Below are 23,035 nucleotides of genomic sequence, written 5' to 3' on the forward strand. Positions count from 1 at the left end.
TTGTCAAAAAATTCTCTTTTTGTAACATGAAAGGATGTAATTTGTTTTAGGGAGGTAAAGAGCAATGCGTTCACGATATGTACAAATTATAGGAAGAAATAATATGAAATATTGCATTTTATATTGTTACATCCAGATTTTATGTTAAATTCTTGAATGGAATATTAAAATAGGGGGCAAGGATATGAACAAGAAATCAAAGATCAATAAAGTGATGCTTAGCATTAGTACAATGGCTTTATCGTTAGGGGCACTTCAAACTCATGCAGCAGCGGAAGAAAAAGTACCGTATAACGTGTTGAAAACGAAACCGGTTGGAATTGAAAAGTCGGTAGATGAAGTTGGACATATTTCAAAAGTTGATGAAACTTTATCATTTCAAGAACGTTTAAAAGTAGGAGATTTTTCACAGCGACCAGCATCTATTACGAAGAAAACTGCAGTAAAGCAAGTTAAAGAAAGCTATTCAATGGCTGATTTAAACAAAATGAATGATCAAGAATTAGTTGAAACGTTAGGCAGTATTAAGTGGCACCAAATTACAGACTTATTCCAGTTTAATGAAGATGCAAAGGCTTTTTATAAAGATAAAGGAAAAATGCAAGTCATTATAGATGAATTAGCTCATAGAGGTAGTACATTTACGAAAGATGATTCAAAAGGAATTCAAACGTTTACTGAAGTGTTGCGTTCAGCTTTTTATCTTGCATTTTATAATAGTGAATTAAGCGACTTAAATGAAAGAAGCTTCCAGGATAAATGTTTACCTGCTTTAAAAGCAATCGCAAAAAATCCAAACTTTAAGCTTGGTACAGTTGAACAAGATACAGTCGTATCTGCATACGGTAAATTAATTAGTAATGCTTCAAGCGATGTTGAAACGGTTCAATACGCATCGAATATTTTAAAGCAATACAATGATAATTATACTACTTATGTAAATGATCGAATGAAGGGACAAGCAATATACGATATTATGCAAGGTATTGACTATGATATACAGTCGTACTTAACTGAGGCTCGTAAAGAAGCGAATGAAACGATGTGGTATGGAAAAGTAGATGGGTTTATTAATGAAATAAATCGTATTGCTCTTCTAAATGAAGTAACGTCAGAAAATAAATGGCTCGTTAATAATGGAATTTATTTTGCTAGCCGTTTAGGGAAGTTTCATAGCAATCCAAATAAAGGATTAGAGGTTGTTACAAAAGCCATGCATATGTACCCGCGCTTAAGTGAACCTTATTTTGTTGCGGTAGAACAAATTACAACAAATTATAATGGTAAAGATTATAGCGGGAATACAGTAGATTTAGAGAAAATACGTAAAGAAGGAAAAGAGCAATACTTACCAAAAACGTATACATTCGACGATGGATCAATTGTGTTCAAAACAGGAGATAAAGTATCAGAAGAAAAAATTAAGAGACTATATTGGGCTGCGAAGGAAGTAAAGGCACAGTATCACCGTGTAATTGGAAATGACAAAGCGTTAGAGCCAGGAAATGCGGATGATGTATTAACGATCGTAATTTATAATAGTCCAGATGAATATCAGTTAAATAGACAATTGTATGGATATGAAACAAACAACGGTGGAATTTATATTGAAGAGACAGGTACATTCTTTACATATGAGCGTACACCAGAGCAAAGTATTTATAGTTTAGAAGAGTTATTCCGTCATGAATTTACTCATTACCTGCAAGGTAGATATGAAGTACCAGGTCTATTTGGAAGAGGAGATATGTATCAAAATGAAAGGTTAACTTGGTTCCAAGAAGGAAATGCAGAGTTTTTCGCAGGATCTACTCGTACGAATAACGTTGTACCAAGAAAGAGCATAATTAGCGGATTATCATCTGATCCTGCAAGCCGTTATACAGCAGAGCGTACACTATTTGCTAAATACGGTTCTTGGGATTTCTATAATTACTCGTTCGCATTGCAGTCTTACTTATATACGCATCAGTTTGAAACATTTGATAAAATTCAAGATTTGATTCGTGCGAATGATGTGAAAAATTATGATGCATATCGTGAAAATCTAAGTAAAGATCCTAAGTTAAATAAAGAGTATCAAGAGTATATGCAGCAGTTAATTGATAATCAAGATACATACACTGTACCAGAAGTAGCTGGTGATTATTTAGCTGAACATGCAACGAAGTCATTAACAGCGGTGAAGAAAGAAATTAGTGATACGTTGCCTATGAAAGATACAAAAATGACAAAACATAATTCTCAATTCTTTAATACATTTACATTAGAAGGTACGTATACAGGAAGTGTCACAAAAGGTGAATCAGAAGATTGGAAAGAAATGAGTAAAAGAGTAAATGAATCTTTAGAACAATTGGCGCAAAAAGAATGGAGTGGCTACAAAACTGTTACAGCTTACTTCGTTAATTATCGTGTGAATAGTTCAAATGAATTTGAATATGATGTAGTCTTCCATGGAATTGCGAAAGATGATGGAGAAAATAAAGCTCCAACAGTTAATATAAATGGCCCTTATAATGGGCTTGTAAAAGAGGGAATTCAATTTAAAAGTGATGATTCAAACGATGAAGATGGAAAAATTGTTTCTTATTTATGGGAATTTGGAGATGGAAGCACAAGTGCAGAAGTGAATCCAGTACATGTATATGAAAAAGAAGGTTCTTATAAAGTATCGTTAAGAGTAAAAGACGATAAAGGAAAAGAGAGCAGAAGCGAAACAACTGTTACGATTAAAGATGGAAGTTTAACAGAATCAGAACCAAATAATCGTCCAGAGGAAGCAAATCGTATCGAGCTAAATAGTAAGATAAAAGGTAGTCTTATTGGCGGGGACCACACTGATGTTTATACATTTAATGTAGCATCAGCGAAAGATATCGATATTTCTGTTTTAAATGAGTATGGAATTGGGATGACATGGGTACTTCACCATGAATCAGATATGCAAAATTATGCGGCTTACGGTCAAGCTAATGGGAATCATATAGAAGCAAAATTTAATGCAAAACCAGGTAAGTATTACTTGTATGTATATAAATATGATAATGGCGATGGAACATACGAATTGTCAGTAAAATAAGTGCTTTTCCAATGTATGTTTAACTTTACTTTTTGTGGAAAATAGTATATTATATAGATATATAATATATCGGTTATTTTCTAGGAGGAGCCTGTCACAATAGGTTTCTCCTGTTCTTTTTTAGAGGCCTGTCTTACAGGCTTTTATTTAAAAGGTAAATGACTGAAAATTAAGAACAATAATCTTTGAAAGAGGTGGGGCATACACATAACAAAAAAGGGGATTGTTTAAGAGAGGGGGATAAGAAATGGCTTTGTTTGGTTATCCACTTGAAACAATTTATTTATACGGATTTATTATTGCTACTATACTCACTGTTATTTATATCTTTTTTGGAGATATATTTGAATCGATATTTAGTTTTGGGGGCGGATCTGTATCCGTTGTTACTTTATTACTTAGTTTTTTCGCCATGTTATGTGGGCTTAGTTATATAGGAGAGTACTTATTCTCCTTTAATAGTATTACTATTTTCGGGGCTGCATTTGCTATATCTTTTATCGGTGTTTTCATCATGAAAATACTAATTTTAAAACCGATTGCAGAAGCAGAACAAAATACGATGCAACGTATGGATGAATTTATCGGTTGCAAAGGAGAAGTCATTACGACAATTCCTACAGAAGGATTTGGTGAAGTATTAATTTCATCCCAATTTGGAAGTAATGCAATCCCAGCTAAAACTGTTGGAAAAAAAGATATTTCGCAAGGAACAGAGGTTATTATCGAGGGAGTCCAAGATGGTGTTTTACTTGTACAAAACATCGCTTATTCTTTAAAGAAACCAAAATTATAAGGGGGAACTTACATGACGATTCCATTAATTATCGGTGGAGTTTTACTCGCAATTTTAATTCTACTCATTTTAGTATTTATTACGAAGTATCGTACGGTTGGTCCGGATGAAGCGTTAATTGTTACAGGGAACTGGCTTGGTGGAGGAAAGAATGTAGTTACCACTGATGATGGAAAGAAGATTAAGATTATTCGCGGGGGCGGTACTTTCGTAGTTCCAATTATGCAGAGAGCAGAGCCTTTAAGCTTATTAAACTATAAATTAGAAGTTGGTACACGTGATACGTATACGAAACAAGGTGTACCGATCACAGTAAACGGTGTTTCTATTATTAAAGTGGGATCAACAATTGAAGAAGTTTCCACAGCAGCTGAACAATATTTAGGAAAAGAAACAGAAGAGTTAAAAATAGAAGCAAAAGAAGTTTTAGAAGGGCATCTCCGTGCTATCTTATCTTCTATGACAGTAGAAGATGCGTATAGTAATAGAGAGCAATTTGCTCAAAAGGTACATGAAGTAGCTTCTACAGATTTAAAGAAGATGGGACTTCGCATTGTTTCTTTCACAATTAAAGAAATAATGGATAAAAACGGATACTTAGATGCGCTTGGTCAGCCCCAAATTGCGACAGTTAAGCGTGATGCAACAATTGCGAATGCAGAGCGTGAAAAAGAAGCACGTATTGAAAAAGCCCGTGCTGAAAAAGAGGCAAAAGAAGCAGAATATCAACGTGATGCACAAATCGCTGAAGCTGAAAAACATAAAGAATTAAAAGTACAGTCTTATAAGAGAGAACAAGAACAAGCGCGTGCAGATGCGGATCTTTCTTACGAATTACAACAAGCGAAAGCACAACAAGGTGTTACAGAAGAGCAAATGCGCGTTAAAATCATTGAGCGTGAAAAGCAAATTGAGTTAGAAGAAAAAGAAATTGCGCGTCGTGAAAAGCAATATGATGCAGAAGTTAAGAAAAAAGCCGATGCAGATCGCTATGCTGTTGAGCAATCAGCGGAAGCAGAAAAAGTAAAACAAATTAAAAAAGCCGATGCGGATCAATATAAGATTGAAGCAGAAGCGAGAGCACGTGCAGAAGAAGTACGTGTAGAAGGTTTAGCGAAGGCGGAAATTGAAAAAGCACAAGGTCAAGCGAAAGCGGAAGTACAAAAAGCGCAAGGTACAGCAGAGGCAGATGTTATTAGATTAAAAGGTTTAGCAGAAGCAGAAGCGAAACAAAAAATCGCAGAAGCATTTGAATTATATGGTCAAGCGGCAATTATGGATATGGTTCTTAAAATGCTTCCAAGTTATGCGAAGGAACTTGCAAGTCCGCTTAGTAATATTGATAAAATCACAGTTGTCGATACAGGCGGCGGTGGTAAAAATAGCGGGGCCGGAAAAGTTGCGGGTTATGCGACTGATTTAATGGCAACGATGCAAGAAACGTTAAAAGCTTCTTCTGGCATTGACTTAAAAGAGCTATTAGAAGGATTTGCAGGAAAAGGAGCGGTACAACAATTATCAAGCGATAAACCTGTTGTATCTGTAGTAGAAGATGAGAAAAAAAAAGTAGATAAAGAATAGTAAGGTGGAAAGAACCTCTAGTAAGTGAAATACTAGAGGTTCTCCTATGAATTATAATATTTCGAATAATATACATTTTTATACATTGTTTTAATTATTTAATTTATATAGAATGAAAAAGATATGTATCAATTCTTTAGATGTATAAAAAGATAGAGAGTCTCATTGATACATTTAAATCGTATTATTTTTATAGAAAGATTAAATGTTAATTAATTACATTTAAAACGGTATGGAGGGGTAGAAGTATGTTTCAAGGGAAATTAAGGAGTAGTAGTTTAAAAACAAAGTTACTTGTATCATTTATTATTATTTTAATTCTTCCAAGTATTGTAATTGGTTGGACGTCTTATCAACAGGCGAAGACGAATTTTAATGAAACAATTTTAAACTCGGCGAAAGATAATATAAAAATTTTGGATAATGTAATTAATAAGGAATTGGATAGTAAAAAAATAGATGCAACTTATTTTACGAAATTATTTACACAATCAAGTTACCAAGCAGATCAAATTCAAAACATACAGAATAAACTAGAAGAATACAATAAACTGCATCCAGAAATGGAAGCAATCTATACAGGATCTAGTAATGGACAGTTCATTCAATCACCAGCTATTCAGATGCCAGATGGATATAATCCTACAGAAAGAGATTGGTATAAAGAGGCAGTGAAGAAAAGCGGAGAAGTAATTGTAACTGCTCCATATAAGTCAAAAACGACAGGAAATATTGTTATTACACTAGCAAAACAAAACGAGGATAAAAGTGGAGTTCTTGGGATTGACTTAATCATTAATGATATTGTTACTACTTCTAAGATGGTTAATATCGGTAAGGAAGGATATGTAGCGATATTTGATCAAGATAAAAATGTAGTAGCGCACCCGAAAATGAAGCCAGGAGAGAAATTAGAAGAGAAACTTAGTAAAGAATTGTATAAACAGGAAGCTGGGGATTTTCATTATTCATTAGATGGTGAAGATCGCAATATCACTTTTAAAACGAATAAGAAAACTGGATGGAAAATAGCAGGAATTATGCCTTCCAAAGAAATTATCGAAGCGGCTGAACCTATTTTCTATAAAACAATAACTGTTCTTGGAATTTCACTAATAATCGGTGGGATTGTAATTTACTTCATAATTGCGTCTATTATTAAACCGTTAAAACAACTTGTCATATCATCGAAGAAGATTAGTGAAGGTGATTTAACAGAATCAATTACAGTTCATTCTAAAGATGAAATTGGACAGCTAGGAGAAAGTTTTAACGAGATGGCTGCATCGTTACAAAGTGTCATTTCCAATATAAACACTTCAGCAAGTCATGTAGCGGCATCTTCAGAAGAATTAACAGCTAGTATGAAGCAGACAAGCGAAGCAACGGAACAAATTACACAGGCTATAGAGCAAGTATCAAGTGGTGCAGAAATACAAACGAAAGAAGTTGAAGAAGGAGCAACATTGTTAGAAGAAGTTACAGAAGGAATTCAGCGTGTTGCAGATAGTTCTTCATTAGTATCTACAGCCTCTATGTATACGAAGAAAAAAGCTGAAAATGGTGGGAAGTTAGTTGAACAAACTGTGAATCAAATGCAATTAATTCATGAGTCTGTTTCACAGTCAGACAAAATCATTGGTTTGTTAGACGATAAGTCGAAACAAATTGGAGCAATCCTTGAAGTAATTCAACATATTGCAGAACAGACAAATTTATTAGCGTTAAATGCGGCAATTGAGGCTGCGAGAGCTGGAGAGCAAGGTAGAGGATTTGCAATTGTAGCAGATGAAGTGCGAAAGCTAGCAGAACAATCAGGACAGTCTTCTACGGAAATTGGGAAACTAGTGAAAGAGATTCAATTTGATATAAAAGAAACAGTAAGCTCTATGAATCAAGTTGGAGCAGAAGTACAATCAGGACTTGTAGTTGCAAATGAAACGAAGCAAAGCTTTGTCGAAATATTGAAGTCTACAAATGATACAGTTGTACAAATTGATAGCATGGTAGATGTAGCAAAACAAATGACGGTAGATGCAAAACAAGTAAGTGCATCTATTAATGAAATTGCAGCTACGATTGAAGAAAATGCCGCAAGTGTTCAAAATATTGCTGGTTCCTCTGAGGAACAATTAGCTTCAGTAGATGAAATAAATGCAGCAGCAGTCCATTTATCACAAATGGCAGAAGAATTACAAGAGATGATTGGTAAGTTTAAAATATAATAATAAACTGTTAAGAAACGAAGTAGTACTTATGCTTCGTTTCTTTTTTTATGAAGATAAAAAAGAAAGAAATATATAGTAACCGTGTTATGATAATAAAAAACTGTATTTTCTTTAAATTCTATCTTTAATCATGTTAGGGGAATGGTTTTGAAATTTAAAAAATTAAAACTCCAACCGAGAATTACATTAACTATTAGTACACTTATTTTAGTTGTACTTATGCTAACGAGTTATTTATTTTATTACATATTATCTGAAACGGTAGAAGAGCAAATTGGTAAACGGGCTTTGCATGTTGCGAAAACAGTTGCCGCGATACCAGAAATTCAGGAAGCTTTTCAAAAAGAAAATCCAGCTTCTATTATTCAGCCAATCGCAGAAAAAATTCGAATTGATACAGAGGCTGACTTTATTGTAGTTGGAAACAAAGAGGGGATTCGTTATGCACATCCTGAGCGAGATAAAATAGGAGAAAAAATGGTTGGCGGAGATAATAAAGGCGTTTTATTAGAAGGGAAATCTTATGTTTCTAAAGCTAATGGATCATTAGGCCCTTCGTTGCGTGGGAAAGTCCCAGTCCGTAACCAGGAAAATGAAATTATTGGTGTGGTGTCTGTTGGGTTTTCAATGGCTGATATTCATGGAGCGGTAGAAGTGTATGGAAAGCGTGTATTTTGGATTACAATAATAGGTCTTTTAATTGGGATAATCGGCTCTATATATTTAGCGGCAAGTATAAAAAGAATGATGTTCGGGATGGAACCAGAAGAAATTTCATCTTTATATGAAGAGCATAGTACAGTGATTCAATCTGTACGTGAAGGGATTATTGTAATCGATAAAAATGGCATGATTAGTTTAGTCAATCAAGCAGCTTATGATATTCTTTCGCTAGATAAGCAACAAAATATTATTGGGGAATTTATTTTAAATGTAATTCCTAATTCAACGATACTAGATGTACTTCAAACTGGTGAAGAACAGTTTGATCGTCAATTAAATATAAAAGGACAGGCTGTTATTGCGAACCGTCTACCTATTAAAGTAAAGAATAAAGTAACTGGCGTTGTATCGAGCTTACGTTTGAAATCTGAAATGGATCAGTTAACAGCAGAATTATCTCAGACGAAGCAATATACAGAGGCATTACGAGCGCAAACGCACGAATATAACAATTTATTGTATACGCTTTCAGGTCTTATCCAATTAGAATCATACGAAGATGCTTTAGAGCTTATTCATAAGGAAACAGCGGTATATCAAGATTTTGTTCAATTTATTATGAAGCGGATTCAAAATCCATGGCTAGGTGGAATTTTAATTGGATTTTATAATAGAGCACGAGAGTTGAAGATTGATTTTATGCTAGATAGAGAAAGTGGTTTAGACAAATTAAGTCCACATATTGAGAGTAATTATGTCGTTTCTATTTTAGGGAATTTAATTACGAATGCATTTGAAGCAATTGAAAAAAATGAAGAGAATGATAAGAAAGTAAGGATGTTTGTAACTGATATTGGAGAAGAAATATTAATTGAAGTGGAAGATTCAGGGCAAGGGATTCATGATGAAATAATTACTGGCATATTCTATAAAGGCTTTTCGACGAAAGAAGGAGGAGAGCGAGGATATGGATTAGCAAAAGTGAAAGAGTTAGTAGAAGATTTAAATGGAAGTATTGCAATCGAAAAAGGGGATTTAGGTGGTGCGTTATTTATTATTGCACTACCGAAAGAGAGAGGCGAATAGTAATGGGTGAGGAGATTGAAGTATTAATTGTAGAAGATGATATTCGGATTGCAGACATTCATCGTCGTTTTACTGAAAAAATTGAGGGATTTAAAGTAATTGGAACGGCAACGACTGGAGAACAAGCGAAAGAATGGCTAGAGCTTGTGAAGCCACAGCTTGTTTTATTAGATGTGTACTTACCTGATATGCAAGGAACGGAACTTGTCACATATATTAGGCATCATTTGCACGATACAGATATTATTATGATTACAGCGGCATCGGAAACAGATGTAGTAAGGCACGCGCTGCGAGGTGGAGTAACAGATTATATCGTAAAGCCACTAATGTTTGACCGATTTAAAGCAAGTCTGGAAGGCTATCAAAAAAAGATTATACAGTTAAAGAAAAACAATCAATTATCTACGGAGCAAATTGAATATTTATGGTCTCAAAGAGGCGTGAAGGGAGATCAAATAGAATATGCCCCGAAAGGGATAGATCCTTATACTTTAGCGAAAGTAAAAAAGCATATGTTAACAGTTAATGAAGAAGGGATTACAGCAGAAATGTTAAGCTCAATGATTGGAGTAAGCCGATCAACGGCAAGGCGCTATTTAGAGTATTTGATATCTAGGAAGAAAGTCCACGCAGAGCTAATATATGGAAGTGTTGGGAGACCGGAGAGACGTTATTTTCTTGTTTCTTCATAATAAAAAACAGTAGAGGATTTTATTTCTTCTACTGTTTTTTTGCATCTTATATTGGAATAATCCCAATCACAATTCCGGTAATTAACATAACCATTGTCGTTCCAACGGCCCACAATAAAGTGAAGCGTTGATGTTCACCGAAATCAACTTTGGCCATTCCGACCAATAAATAAGTGGAAGCGACAAGAGGACTTAATAAGTGAACGGGTTGTCCAAGTAAGGAAGCACGTCCCATTTCAGCTGCACTAATTCCGTAAGTAGCAGCAGCTTTCGTCAAAATAGGTAATACCCCGAAGTAAAATGCATCATTAGACATGAAAAATGTGAATGGCATACTGAGAAGTGCTGTAATAATTGGTAGTTGTGGTCCAAGTGCATCTGGTATAAGAGTTACTACACTGTTAGCCATTGCATCTACCATTTTTGTTCCAGATAAAATACCAGTGAAAATACCGGCAGCAAATACGAGAGAAACAACTGCTAATACATTCCCTGCATGAGAAGCAATACGTTCTTTCTGTTGCTGTAAGTTTGGATAGTTAATCATAACAGCGATAGCAAAAGCGACTGTAAATAAAACAGGTAACGGCATAACTTCTAGTATGAGACAGACAAGTAATGTGGCGGTTAATAAAAAGTTAATCCATAGAAGTTTAGGACGTTTATGCACTGCTGCTTCGACAGTTGCAGCTTGCTCATCCATTGTTTGCATTTGTTTTAAATACTGTACATCCATAATTCCTAAACGTTTTCTTTCTTTTTTTCCAAGATAGTAGGCAACGAAAACAACCCAAATTGCACCAGCAATCATTCCTGGAATAAGAGGTGTAAATAATTCGGAAGCCTCAAGTCCAAGTGCGCTCATAACACGAGCTGTGGGTCCACCCCAAGGTGTAAGATTTGTTACCCCTGCCCCTAACATAACAACTCCAGCTAATATGAGGGGGTTCATTCCAAGGCGCTTATATAGTGGATACATTGCGGAAACTGTAATCATGTATGTTGTTGTACCATCACCATCTAGAGAAACGATAATAGTCAATATAGCCGTTCCGACAACGATTTTTAAAGGATCTCCTTTTACAAATTTTAAAATCTTACTAATGACAGGATCGAATAAACCGCTATCAATCATAATTCCAAAATATAAAATAGCGAACATAAGCATAATACCAGTAGGTGCTAATTTTTGAATCCCCTCTAACATCATTGGCCCCATATTGGCATAGAATCCGCCAATTAATGCAAAAACACTCGGAATTAATATTAATGCTACTAGCGCTGACATACGTTTCGTCATAATTAAAAACATAAAGACAAATACCATCGCAAATCCAAGTAGTGCTAACATGTAATTTCCCCCTCAAAAGAATGATTGCGCTTTCAAAATAGAATAAAAATTCAGAAAAAGGTTTTTTATTTATAATAAAAGCATCTATTCAAATGGTAAATAATTTGAAAAATAACATCATTAGAAGCATAATTTTTATTTTGTTCATTTTGTTCACGGTAGTTAATTTGAATTTTTAAAAAGTAAGCTGCTTCTCGTAAGAATGGTAGAATAAGATGAAAATAGTGAAGTGTGAAATAGGGAGTAGATGTTATATGAAAACGAGAATTGAAGAGATTTATAGCTCTTATGAAGGAAAAGTAGAGGAGATTTTTATTAATGAATCTTCTTACGTATATGAATGGGAAAAATTACTGATGATCCGAAAAAATGACGGTGAGCTTAAAAAAATTGCAGTCGGGATTAGTGGAAATATAAGATTGGTAAATGTAGAAGTTGGACAGGAAATTAGTGCGGATACATTATTAGTTAAATTAGAAGATGATTTGTTAATTACAGGTTGCGAGTGATGAGAGATGTGTAGAAATAACTACACATCTTTTTTGGTTTCCTATATTACAAAAAGCACATTGTTTTTTCACAAATCTCACACAACCTTTTGGTATTCTTTTCGTGGAGTATACGGTTTCTAGGGAGGAATATTGATGAAAGTAAAATATGTCGTACTTGCTATATGTTTATGTTTCGTATTTACGGTAGTCGGGTGTGGGAAAAAGGAAACAGCAGCTGTTGCCATTGATGAGAAACATGATAAATGTGATATTTGCCAAATTGGGGTAACAGATAATCAATTTGCAACAGAAATTATTTTAGAAAATGGAAAAGCGTTAAAGTTTGATGATATCGGTTGTATGTATAAATGGATGGAGATCAACTCAGATGAAAAGACGAAAGAGAAATTTGTCCGAGATTATGATTCGAAAGATTGGATTTCGTTAGAAGACGCTACTTACGTATATGATAAAACAATAACGACACCGATGGCTTATAATGTCATTTCATTTAAAAATAAAAAAGATGCAGAGAGCTTTGTATCTAACTATAAGGGGAAAGTTCTTTCGTATAAAGAGCTAGCAGAGCATAAATGGGAAATGAATAAAGAAATGATGGGGAAACCGAAAGCAGGAAATCATGGTGGACATCATTAATAGAAAAAGACAACTATGTAGTTGTCTTTTTCTATTATTACTCAGGTGCAAATATAGAAAAGGTGTAAAATTTTTAGCAGAACGGTTACAATGGAATATAGTAACCTAAAGCAATCATTTATGTACTTTTTAGAAATATATACAAATGCGGTAAAAACGTGCTAAACTAATTGCTTCATAATGTTAATGATGGGGCCATCAGGCGTATCATTTCAATAGGTTGAGAAACATAGTATAAGCTTAAGATAATCCGATTAAAGAAGGAATCTAAAGGGCTTATGGATAAATGTACTCAAGAAGAGTTATTGTATGTGATGGAGGAATGGTTAAGAAAACATTATCTTTCATAGGAGCTGTAGTTGTGAGAAAACAAAAAATTTTATTATGTATTTTATTAGGACTTTTAATGACGGTAGTGGCTTGCGATAAGCAAGAAGAACCAGAATCGAAACCGGTTCATGTGAAAAATGAAAAGAAAAAAGAGAAGCATAAAGAACAGGAAGAATCTAAAGAAGAGAAAAGTATAAATTTAATGGACAAACAGTTGTTACTTTCAGCTACTCTTGGAGACACAGAGACAGCTATGAAGTTGATTCAGGATGGAGCGAATATAAACGTAGAAGGTGACAACGGAGAAACGCCTGTCCTTGCAGCGACGTACCAAAATCATGTAGAGACAGTTAAAGCATTAATTGGTGCAGGTGCTAATATTGAAATTAAAGATGAGAAAAAAAGTAATCCACTTCTTTATGCAAGTAGAGAAGGATATACGGATATTGTAAAAGTATTAATTAATGCAGGAGTTAATACGAAAGAAACGACTAGGTCAGGTGGGACAGCACTTATTTCTGCATCTGAACGTGGCCATGTAGAGGTTGTTAAAGAATTATTAGAGCATACAGATATTGATGTGAATTATAAAAATGAACGTGGTGGAACAGCGCTATTAGAAGCAATTGTATTAGGAAATGGTAGTGAAAACCATAAGAAAGTAATTCAATTGCTTATTGATCACGGTGCAGATGTAAACATGGCTAACAAGGAACATCTGACGCCACTGCAATACGCTGAAAAAAGAGGTTTTAAAGATATTGTAAATATGTTGAGGTTAGCTGGAGCGAATGAAGTAGTACAGCCACAACAACCAGTAGAGTAAAAAACGAAAAATAATCCCATTTAGATAGACAGAATGAAGAAATCAGTTAGTATGATGGATTCAGTAATGTGTATTTAAATGGGATTTTTATTTTGAACATGAAAAATAGATTATGAATGGATGGTAAATGGAGTAAATAAGGAGGATAAAAATGAGGCTCTCAAAACTTGATTTAATAGTAATTCAGGCAGAGGTTTTATTTGTTCATAATCGAGTAGGAAAAATGAAATATGTAAATGAACAAGGAAATCCGAAAGCACCACGTTTTTTTCTTGGCAGAACTCGTGAAGGGAGTATAACGAGATATCATTGTAATGTGGATGATGAAACGGTAAGTAAGATTGAGAAGTTAATTCGAGAACCTTCAAAGCATATAGAGATAGCAAAGATTATTAATATATTAAATGAAGAAAGAACAGTGGAAAATATTTGGATGGGTCCTGCTTTCATGTTTCATAGTAATTTACATAAGCCGACTAGAACAATACAAATAACTGAGAAGAATAGAGAGCTTTTGCGAGAAAATTTTCCTAATCTAATAGAACAGATGGAATGGAGGAAACCTTATTTTGCAATTGTAAAAAATGAAAAGGTAGTTTCTGTTTGTTGCAGTGCCAGAAGTACGCCCGTAGCTGCTGAGGCAAGTGTGGAAACTTTAGCGGAATTTCAAGGGAATGGATATGGTACTGATGTTGTTACAGCCTGGGCCTTATCAATACAAGAGGAAAAGCGCATTCCACTTTATAGTACTGCTTGGGATAATTTTGCTTCGCAAGCAGTGGCAAGCAAACTAAAACTTATTAACTATGGAATGAATTTACATATTGATTGAATTTTAAGTATTGTTTCGTTCTATTTGTTTGTATTTAAATATATAGATTAATGTAAATGGTGATATGGTGAATATTAACATTCGGTTAACACCTAATTAACAATCTATCAAAACTGACTTAATAAATGCGTAATATAGTAAAGGTAACAAAATAACTAGGGTAGAGAACATTTGAGAACACCCACTTACATATAATGTGCCACTTTCTTAGGTGTGCTCTATTCCCTAGAGTTCAAATAAGGAGAAAGGCGTTCTATGTAAGTAGGTGTTTTTAGTTTGGATAAAAATAGAACAGTTAGGTGGAATAAATGTTTAAAGAACCTTATATTGCGATGATAAAGGATTGGAAAGGATACAAAGCATACAAAAAATTGCCGAAAACAGTTTTTCTTATGACTGGTTCAATGCTGGAATTACCAGAGCGTGTATATGAATTGCAGAAACATGGACATGATGTATTTCTTCATTGTGATTTTATACAAGGTTTAAATACGAATACAGAGGAAGCGCTTTTGTATATTCAAGATGTTATCGGGGCACAAGGTATTATTTCAACAAAGGGTTCGACAATTCGAAATGCTAATAAAATTGGATTGAAAACAATTCAACGTATTTTTATTGTAGATACTTTATCTCTTACTAAATCAATTGAAAATTGTAAAACGACTAGACCAAATGCAGTAGAGATTATGCCGGGGATTATGCCTTCTATAATTAAACAGCTAGTAGAGGAAATAGAGTTTCCTATTATTGCAGGCGGGTTGATTCAAACGCGAGAAGTTGCGGAAATTGCAATTCGTGCAGGAGCAAGTGCGATTTCAACAAGTCATTATGAAGTATGGATACATGAAGAAAAAAGGAGTGCAACTTTGTGATTGAATTGAAAAATGTTTCAAAGGTATATAAAAATGCAGAAGAGACAGCGGTTAAAGGCGTATCGGTTCATATTAAGAAGGGCGAATTTTTTGTTTTAGTTGGACCTTCGGGATGCGGGAAAAGCACATTATTACGAATGATCGCTGGCTTAGAAGAGATTTCTTCGGGAGATTTAATTATTAATGAACGTGTTGCAAATGATCTAGAGCCGAAAGACCGTAATCTATCAATGGTATTTCAAAATTATGCATTATATCCACACTTATCTGTAGAAGAAAATATTTTATTTGGACTTAAGGTAAGAAAAGTACAAAAAGAAGAGCGACAAAAGCGACTAATGGAAGCTATTGAAATGGTAGGACTGAAAGAGTATGTGAAAATGAAACCAGGTCAATTATCAGGCGGACAAAGACAGCGTGTTGCGCTTGCTAGGGCGATCGTGAGTCAAGCACCAATCTGTTTAATGGATGAACCACTTTCGAATTTAGATGCGAAATTACGTGCGCAAATGAGAATTGAAATTAGAGAAATTCAGCAGCGATTAGGAATTACGATGATTTACGTTACCCACGATCAAATAGAAGCGATGACTATGGGAGATCGTATCATGGTTTTAAATAAAGGAAGTATACAGCAAGTTGGAACACCACTTGACATATATAACGAACCAGCAAACGAATTTGTTGCAAGCTTTATAGGTTCTCCTTCTATGAATATAAATGATGGAGAAGTGGATAAAGAAAAAGGTGTATTACATATAGGGAAATTGCAAATTCCATTATCTATTGGACAGTTAAAGCAATTACCAGAAGGAATAATTCGTATAGGCATGCGTCCTGAGCATATTGCACTGTCTGAGGAAGGACAAGAAGTGACGCTGCAATCTGTAGAAGTATTAGGGAATGAATCTATATTAAACTTTGCGGTAAATGGAACAACTTGGAGTGCGAAAGTCATCGGACAGTTACTCTTGAACAAAGGTGACAAAGTAAAATTATTATTCTCACAAGAAAAGTTATGCTTCTTTAACGAAAACACGAATGAACGCTTAAAAGTGGTAGCTGAAGAAGAGTTGAAAGTGGTGGCGAAATAATGATCGAAGTAAGTAAGTTACCAGTTCAAACAAAGGTGTCAAAAAAGAAAAAAATATGGGGGAGAACGAAAGATTTAAGAATAGGATTATTGTTTTTGGCGCCATCTATTTTGCTATTTTCGATTTTTCTGTTCTATCCATTGTTTAGGACGATTTACTATAGTTTTTATTTAACCGATATACATGGAGAAGCTAATCTTTTCGTTGGCTTAGAAAATTATCAATATTTATTCTCTGATCCAGCCTTCTACAAAAGTATAAAATCAACTTTACTATTTGTTTTATATACAGTGCCTACAAGTATTATATTTGCTTTGTTTCTTGCATTGATTGCAAATGGAAAGGTAAGAGGTATTGGGTTATTCCGAGTTCTGTTTTCTTCGACGATGGGAATTTCAGTAGCTGCTAGTGCAGTGATTTGGCTATTTTTATTTCATCCAAGTGTAGGATTATTTAATAATATATTAGCCGCTATGAATCTTCCTGCAATCGCATGGTTAACGAGCCCGGACTGGGCACTATTCTCTGTATCAGTTACAACAGTTTGGGTGAATACAGGGTTTGCATTTTTAGTTATATTAGGTGGTTTACAAAATATCGATACGTCTTTATATGAGAGTGCATCTATAGATGGTGCTAGTTATTTATATAAGCTTCGCCGTGTTACATTACCGATGCTATCGCCAACTTTATTCTTTATTGTAACAGTAACGTTAATTAGTGCGTTCCAAAGCTTTGGACAAATTGATATTTTAACGCACGGTGGACCGAATGATGCAACGAATTTAATTGTGTACTCGATTTACAAAGAGGCGTTTGTGAATCATCAATTTGGAACAGCAAGTGCACAAGCGATGGTATTATTTGTTTTCATTTTCATTGCTACATTACTTCAATTTAAGTTTGCTGAGAGAAAGGTGCATTATAAATGATTGTTAAACAGTGGAAGCAAAATTTCCTATTATACATGCTGCTCATAATTAGTGCAGTAATGGTATTTTTTCCTGTACTGTATGCGTTTTTAATAAGCTTTATGACACCAGACGATATTCAAATGAGAAGGTTATTTCCAACTCAATTTACTTTTGATAATTTCATTAATATTTTTCAAAAAGTACCACTTTTTACATACTTATATAACAGTTTAATTGTATCGACAGTCGTTATGATTGGACAACTTATCGTATCAAGCTTAGCGGCGTATGCTTTTGTTTTTCTTCAATTTAAAGGGAGAAACTTAATTTTCTTCCTGTTTATTTCAACGATGCTTATTCCGTGGGAAGCAACGATGGTACCTAACTTTTTAACGATTCAAAACTTTGGCTGGATCAATAGTTTCGCTGGGATGACAGTGCCGTTTTTTGCAACAGCTTTCGGTATTTTCTTGTTACGTCAACATTTTATGACACTCCCGAATGAACTGAAAGAAGCTGCTTTTATTGAAGGGATTGGAAATATAAGATTTTTATTCAGCGTTGTAATACCGTATTGTAAAACGAGTTTTATTACGCTTGGAGTATATAGCTTTTTAACAACATGGAATATGTATTTATGGCCACTTTTAGTGACCACTGATGAAAAAGTAAGAACAGTGCAAATCGGTGTAAAGCAGCTTCAGTCTCAAGAAGTTGCAACTGATTGGGGAAGCGTAATGGCCGGTGTTACGGTTATCGTTATTCCAACATTGATTTTACTATTTTTAGGGCAAAAGCAATTACAACAAGGATTAACAAAAGGTGCAATTAAATAACTAAGAGAAGGTGAGATTTAAATGAGTCTAGTTAAAAAAGGTGCTGCTTTATTAATGGCAGCAACAATGGCATTATCTAGTGCCGCTTGTTCAAATAGTAAAACAGAGGGAAAACCTGAAGCACAGGCAAAAGTAGCACCAGTTGAAAAAAATGGTGATAAAACTGTAATTCGCTTCTGGCATGCGATGGGTGGAAAAACACAAGGAGTACTAGATGGTCTTGTTGCAGACTATAATAAGTCGCAAAATAAATACGAGATAAAGGCAGAGTTCCAAGGGACATATGAAGAGTCTTTAACGAAATTTAGAACGATGTCTGCAACGAAAGAAGCGCCAGCTCTTGTTCAATCGAGTGAAATTACAACGAAATATATGATTGATAGCAAAAAAATCACACCAATTGATAGCTGGATAAAAAAAGATAAGTACGATACGTCAAAATTAGAAAAAGCAATTACAAATTATTATTCAGTTGATGGAAAAATGTATTCTATGCCATTTAATTCATCTACACCAGTATTAATTTATAATAAAGATGCTTTTGCAAAGGCGGGCTTAGATCCAGAGAAAGCTCCAAAAACATATGCGGAATTACAAGAAGCAGCGAAAAAGTTAACGATTAAAGAAGGCGGAAATGTAAAACAATATGGATTCTCCATGCTTAACTACGGTTGGTTCTTTGAAGAATTGTTAGCGACACAAGGTGCTTTATATGTAGATAACGAAAACGGTCGTAAGGATGCTGCAAAGAAGGCGGTATTTAACGGTAAAGAAGGACAGAAAGTATTTGGAATGTTAGATGATTTAAATAAAGCTGGCGCCCTTGGAAAGTATGGAGCAAGTTGGGATGATATTCGTGCTGCGTTCCAGTCTGGACAAGTTGCTATGTATTTAGATTCTTCAGCAGGTGTTCGTGATTTAATTGATGCATCTAAGTTTAATGTAGGTGTTTCATATATTCCATATCCAGAGGATTCGAAACAAAATGGTGTTGTTATTGGGGGAGCATCATTATGGATGACGAATATGGTTTCAGAAGAAACGCAACAAGGTGCTTGGGACTTTATGAAATATTTAACGAAGCCAGACGTACAAGCGAAATGGCATACTGCAACAGGTTATTTCTCAATTAATCCAGATGCATATAATGAGCCATTAGTAAAAGAGCAATATGAAAAATATCCGCAGTTGAAAGTAACAGTAGATCAACTGCAAGCGACAAAGCAATCTCCAGCAACACAAGGTGCTTTAATTAGTGTATTCCCAGAATCACGAGATGCAGTTGTAAAAGCATTAGAAGCGATGTATGACGGGAAGAATAGTAAAGAAGCGTTAGATGAAGCTGCCAAAGCAACAGATAGAGCAATTAGTATTTCAGCTCGTACGAGTCAAAAATAAGAGAAAGCCGTATCCTTAAAAGGGATACGGCTTTCTTTATAGGGAGATAAGGGATCAAAGAAATGATGAAGTCTTATCTCTTTTATATGAGTAAAGGGTCTAGAGTGAATGTTGTCCTTTTCATTATTTATTTAACTCCATTGCGACTTGTTTACCATTTACGAAAACCTCTACTACCGCTACTACAACTTCCATTACTTTTTTCATCTCTCATCTCTCCTTGTTTTTTGTTTCATTTCTTACTTTCAGTATAAGGAAATACAGTAATTACAACTATCGAATTGGATGACAAGAGACTTACATTGTTGTAAGGGTAATAGTTTAGTTTGTAATAAAGTGAAACTTTAATCAGTGGGGGTCTTACGGCCCGTTAATGCGTGATAAATATGATTCAAGGTTAAGATTCGGAATTTTCCGTTGTTTTGAACTATAATTAGAAAGAGGGGGGATAATATGAAAAGAATTCTTGTTATTAGTGATATTCATGGAGAGATAGAAAAGTTTGAACAGTTATTGGAAGAAGCTCAATATGATGCGAAACAGGATCAATTAATCTTACTGGGAGATTATGTAGATCGTGGTCCAAATGCGCGTGCTGTAATTGAAAAGGTAAGAGAATTGAAAGAAGAGGGAGCACTCATTTTAAAGGGAAATCATGAAGATATGATGATTAAGGCGTTAACGACAAATGAGGAACGTTCATGGAACCATTGGGTAAAAAGAAATGGTGGAGATAAGACATTATATAGCTATGGATTTGTAGAAGAAGATATTGTGGTTAATGAGAAAGACTTCCAAAAACCAATTTTACACTCTCGTGTATTAGAGGAACATATAAAGTTTATTCAAGAATTAGATCATTATATTGAAACAGAAGAGTATATATTTGTACATGCTGGGGTTGAACCGATGAAACGAGTTTCTGAATCTGAACCATATACGTTAATGTGGATCCGTAATGAATTTCATAATGGATATAGCGGTGAAAAGGTTGTTGTATTTGGGCATACGGAAACAAAAACGTTTCATGGTAGTGAGGAGTGCGGAGTGTATTTTGGTAGTAATCGTATTATTGGAATTGATGGCGGGGCTGTGTATGGCGGTCAGCTAAATTGTTTAGAGTTGCCGAGTAAAAAGGTATATGTAATAAAAAATTGAAAGAGATAAGAGGAATCTTATTTCTTTCAATTTTTTATTAAGCTAAATTTAAGACAAAGTTTTTATAATAAAACTTCAAAATTTTAGAAGGAAATAGTTAAAAATGAAATTACGTAATGCAACTACATTCTTTTGTTATGAAGAGAAGAAATGTAATAATAAATAGAATTGAACTATTTGATGGAAGGTGAGAGCATGCGTTTACTTGTAGTAGAAGATAATGCTTCGTTATTAGAGTCTATCGTACAAATTTTGCGTGATGAATTTGAAGTAGATACGGCAATAAATGGAGAAGATGGATTGTTTTTAGCTCTTCAAAATATATATGATGCAATTTTGCTGGATGTGATGATGCCAGGGATGGACGGATTTGAAGTGATTCAAAAAATACGTGATGAAAAGATTGAAACACCAGTCCTGTTTTTGACAGCGAGAGATTCTTTAGAAGATCGGGTGAAGGGATTGGACTTTGGTGGAGATGACTATATCGTTAAGCCATTTCAGGCCCCTGAATTAAAAGCGAGAATTCGCGCTTTACTACGCAGAAGTGGTAGTTTAACAACGCAGCAAACGATTCGTTATAGAGGGATTGAATTGTTCGGAAAAGATAAAGATGTTCAAGTAGATGGACAAGGTATTAAGCTGACATTGAAACAATATGAGCTACTAGAGTATCTCATTCAAAATAGCGGGAAGATTTTAATGCGTGAACAAATTTTTGATCGTGTTTGGGGATTTGATTCAGATACGACAGTAGCGATTGTAGAAGTGTATGTGCATCATTTACGTAAAAAATTAGAGCCATCCGGTTATCAGAAAGATATTCAAACCGTTCGAGGTATTGGATATATATTAAAAGAACAATGAAAAACGGAAGTATGTTTCAAAAAACACGCATTCGTTTGACTATAGTGAACTCATTAGTATTTATTCTATTAATAGGTATATTAGGTAGTATTATTTATTCATACACATATAAGCGTATTTATAATGAAGTGGATCAATCTATAAAAATGATAGCTCAGTATAGAGAAAAATTAGATGTTAAAATACCACCAAGAAAACGCATGGAGAATATCCAAATTGGAGATCCGCGAGTAACTAGAATAACTTGGAATGGAAAAATAGTGAAAATAGAGGGCGATAACCGTAAATTTCGTTCTATTTTTGAAGAGAATTTGGAAAAGTTTTCTCCAAAAAAATTAGAGGATTTACAAGATATTGAAGTACAAGGACGATATTTTAGAGCATTTTCGCTTCAAAAAGATGGAGAAATAGTTCAAATCGTGCGAGATATAACAGCGGAAGAAGGAATGTTAAATACTTTATTTTTAATTCTCGTTATAGGTTGTAGCATAGGAAGCCTCTGTGCGATAGGTATCGGCTTTTTCCTAGCTGGTAGAGCACTTGTACCTATTCAAAATTCATGGGAGAAACAGCAACAATTCGTTTCTGATGCATCACATGAACTAAGGACACCACTTGCAGTTATTCAATCAAAAACGGATGTTTTATTCCAGTCACCATCCGCTACGATAGAAGAAAAAGCGATGGATATTTCTACAATTTCAAAAGAATGTAGGCGGTTATCGAAACTTGTTAGTAATTTATTATTGCTAGCACGTTCTGATTCTAATCAAATTGAGATGGATAAGAAAACATTTGAACTTGATAAATTGTTAGAAGAAATAGTAGCTCCATATAAGGAGATTGCTTCTTATCAAGAAAAAGAAATGATGCTAAAAGTAGAACGTGGTGTATCTTTTATGGGGGATAGAGAGCGGATTCATCAAATGATGGTCATACTGTTAGATAATGCGATGAAGTATACAAACGAAGGTGGGCATATTCAAATCGATTGCACGCAAACGAGTAGTTCAATTCGTATACAGGTGAAAGATGACGGGATAGGAGTGAAAGAAGAGGATATTCCGAAATTATTTAATCGTTTTTATCAAGGGGATAAAGCAAGAAGTACGTCAGAAGGAGCTGGATTAGGTCTTTCAATCGCAAATTGGATTGTAGAAAAGCATTATGGAAAAATATCAGTAGAGAGCAAATGGGGAGATGGAACTTGCTTTGAAGTGATATTCCCTAAAAATCAAAGAATATAAGTAAGAAGACGATCTTGTTTTTACAAGG

Annotated in this window: 19 protein-coding genes and 1 pseudogene; 19 read left to right on the forward strand and 1 reads right to left on the reverse strand. The window is 34.5% G+C overall.

Going from position 1 to position 23,035, the window contains the following annotated elements; translation table 11 throughout:
- Positions 1-184 precede the first annotated feature (184 nt).
- The 7 genes and pseudogenes from colA to ACO6VI_RS14565 all read left to right on the forward strand — a co-directional run bounded on the left by colA (position 185) and on the right by ACO6VI_RS14565 (position 10,131).
- On the forward strand, positions 185-3,082 hold the full coding sequence (gene colA / locus ACO6VI_RS14535) for a collagenase ColA (protein WP_078994602.1): 2,898 nt from the start codon (positions 185-187) through the stop codon (positions 3,080-3,082).
- A 247-nt stretch (positions 3,083-3,329) separates the two neighbouring features.
- On the forward strand, positions 3,330-3,878 hold the full coding sequence (locus tag ACO6VI_RS14540; protein ID WP_001173146.1) for an NfeD family protein: 549 nt from the start codon (positions 3,330-3,332) through the stop codon (positions 3,876-3,878).
- A gap of 12 nt (positions 3,879-3,890) precedes the next feature.
- Complete coding sequence (locus tag ACO6VI_RS14545) at positions 3,891-5,459, forward strand: flotillin family protein (protein ID WP_422423541.1); 1,569 nt, start codon at positions 3,891-3,893, stop codon at positions 5,457-5,459.
- A 248-nt stretch (positions 5,460-5,707) separates the two neighbouring features.
- Positions 5,708-6,694 (forward strand): annotated as a pseudogene (locus ACO6VI_RS14550) (cache domain-containing protein); the annotation flags it as partial.
- Between the two features lie 129 nt (positions 6,695-6,823).
- Positions 6,824-7,684, forward strand: a complete 861-nt coding sequence (locus ACO6VI_RS14555; protein WP_369812832.1) for a methyl-accepting chemotaxis protein — start codon at positions 6,824-6,826, stop codon at positions 7,682-7,684.
- Positions 7,685-7,828: 144 nt separating this feature from the next.
- Complete coding sequence (locus ACO6VI_RS14560) at positions 7,829-9,436, forward strand: ATP-binding protein (protein WP_161520012.1); 1,608 nt, start codon at positions 7,829-7,831, stop codon at positions 9,434-9,436.
- Between the two features lie 2 nt (positions 9,437-9,438).
- Complete coding sequence (locus tag ACO6VI_RS14565; protein WP_053565294.1) at positions 9,439-10,131, forward strand: response regulator; 693 nt, start codon at positions 9,439-9,441, stop codon at positions 10,129-10,131.
- Positions 10,132-10,177: 46 nt separating this feature from the next.
- Here the strand turns inward: ACO6VI_RS14565 and ACO6VI_RS14570 are convergent, their stop codons facing one another.
- A complete protein-coding gene (locus tag ACO6VI_RS14570; RefSeq protein ID WP_153592710.1) occupies positions 10,178-11,482 on the reverse strand; it encodes a CitMHS family transporter in 1,305 nt (434 codons plus the stop codon).
- A gap of 254 nt (positions 11,483-11,736) precedes the next feature.
- Between ACO6VI_RS14570 and ACO6VI_RS14575 the strand changes: the two genes are divergently transcribed.
- The 12 genes from ACO6VI_RS14575 (at position 11,737) to ACO6VI_RS14630 (ending at position 23,007) form a co-directional block, all read left to right on the forward strand.
- Complete coding sequence (locus tag ACO6VI_RS14575) at positions 11,737-11,991, forward strand: hypothetical protein (protein WP_000857376.1); 255 nt, start codon at positions 11,737-11,739, stop codon at positions 11,989-11,991.
- 135 nt (positions 11,992-12,126) lie between these two features.
- Positions 12,127-12,630 carry a nitrous oxide reductase accessory protein NosL gene (locus tag ACO6VI_RS14580; protein WP_000865665.1) on the forward strand — a complete coding sequence of 168 codons (504 nt, stop codon included), beginning with the start codon at positions 12,127-12,129 and terminating at the stop codon, positions 12,628-12,630.
- 286 nt (positions 12,631-12,916) lie between these two features.
- Positions 12,917-13,786, forward strand: coding sequence for an ankyrin repeat domain-containing protein (locus ACO6VI_RS14585; RefSeq protein ID WP_000287335.1), 870 nt, complete (start codon positions 12,917-12,919; stop codon positions 13,784-13,786).
- A gap of 151 nt (positions 13,787-13,937) precedes the next feature.
- Positions 13,938-14,618, forward strand: a complete 681-nt coding sequence (locus ACO6VI_RS14590; RefSeq protein ID WP_001239779.1) for a GNAT family N-acetyltransferase — start codon at positions 13,938-13,940, stop codon at positions 14,616-14,618.
- A gap of 308 nt (positions 14,619-14,926) precedes the next feature.
- Positions 14,927-15,493: a glycerol-3-phosphate responsive antiterminator gene (locus ACO6VI_RS14595; protein ID WP_000472004.1), complete on the forward strand. Its 567-nt coding sequence runs from the start codon at positions 14,927-14,929 to the stop codon at positions 15,491-15,493.
- A complete protein-coding gene (locus ACO6VI_RS14600) occupies positions 15,490-16,587 on the forward strand; it encodes an ABC transporter ATP-binding protein (protein ID WP_000571382.1) in 1,098 nt (365 codons plus the stop codon). Before ACO6VI_RS14595 ends, ACO6VI_RS14600 begins: the two co-directional genes overlap by 4 nt.
- Positions 16,587-17,519, forward strand: coding sequence for a carbohydrate ABC transporter permease (locus ACO6VI_RS14605; RefSeq protein WP_000573794.1), 933 nt, complete (start codon positions 16,587-16,589; stop codon positions 17,517-17,519). Before ACO6VI_RS14600 ends, ACO6VI_RS14605 begins: the two co-directional genes overlap by 1 nt.
- Positions 17,516-18,337 carry a carbohydrate ABC transporter permease gene (locus tag ACO6VI_RS14610; RefSeq protein WP_000635946.1) on the forward strand — a complete coding sequence of 274 codons (822 nt, stop codon included), beginning with the start codon at positions 17,516-17,518 and terminating at the stop codon, positions 18,335-18,337. The genes ACO6VI_RS14605 and ACO6VI_RS14610 overlap by 4 nt, the downstream gene beginning before the upstream one ends.
- A gap of 21 nt (positions 18,338-18,358) precedes the next feature.
- Positions 18,359-19,735 (forward strand): ABC transporter substrate-binding protein, encoded by a 1,377-nt coding sequence (locus tag ACO6VI_RS14615; protein ID WP_000060579.1) that lies wholly within the window; start codon positions 18,359-18,361, stop codon positions 19,733-19,735.
- 453 nt (positions 19,736-20,188) lie between these two features.
- Positions 20,189-20,893, forward strand: coding sequence for a metallophosphoesterase family protein (locus ACO6VI_RS14620; protein WP_161520013.1), 705 nt, complete (start codon positions 20,189-20,191; stop codon positions 20,891-20,893).
- 195 nt (positions 20,894-21,088) lie between these two features.
- Positions 21,089-21,760 (forward strand): response regulator transcription factor, encoded by a 672-nt coding sequence (locus ACO6VI_RS14625; RefSeq protein WP_001238624.1) that lies wholly within the window; start codon positions 21,089-21,091, stop codon positions 21,758-21,760.
- Entirely contained in the window at positions 21,757-23,007 is a 1,251-nt protein-coding gene (locus ACO6VI_RS14630; RefSeq protein WP_000788471.1) for a sensor histidine kinase, read from the forward strand. Before ACO6VI_RS14625 ends, ACO6VI_RS14630 begins: the two co-directional genes overlap by 4 nt.
- Positions 23,008-23,035 lie beyond the last annotated feature (28 nt).

Origin of the sequence: Bacillus sp. PSXD-155, assembly GCF_049310765.1 — a bacterium.
Lineage (GTDB): Bacteria > Bacillota > Bacilli > Bacillales > Bacillaceae_G > Bacillus_A > Bacillus_A cereus.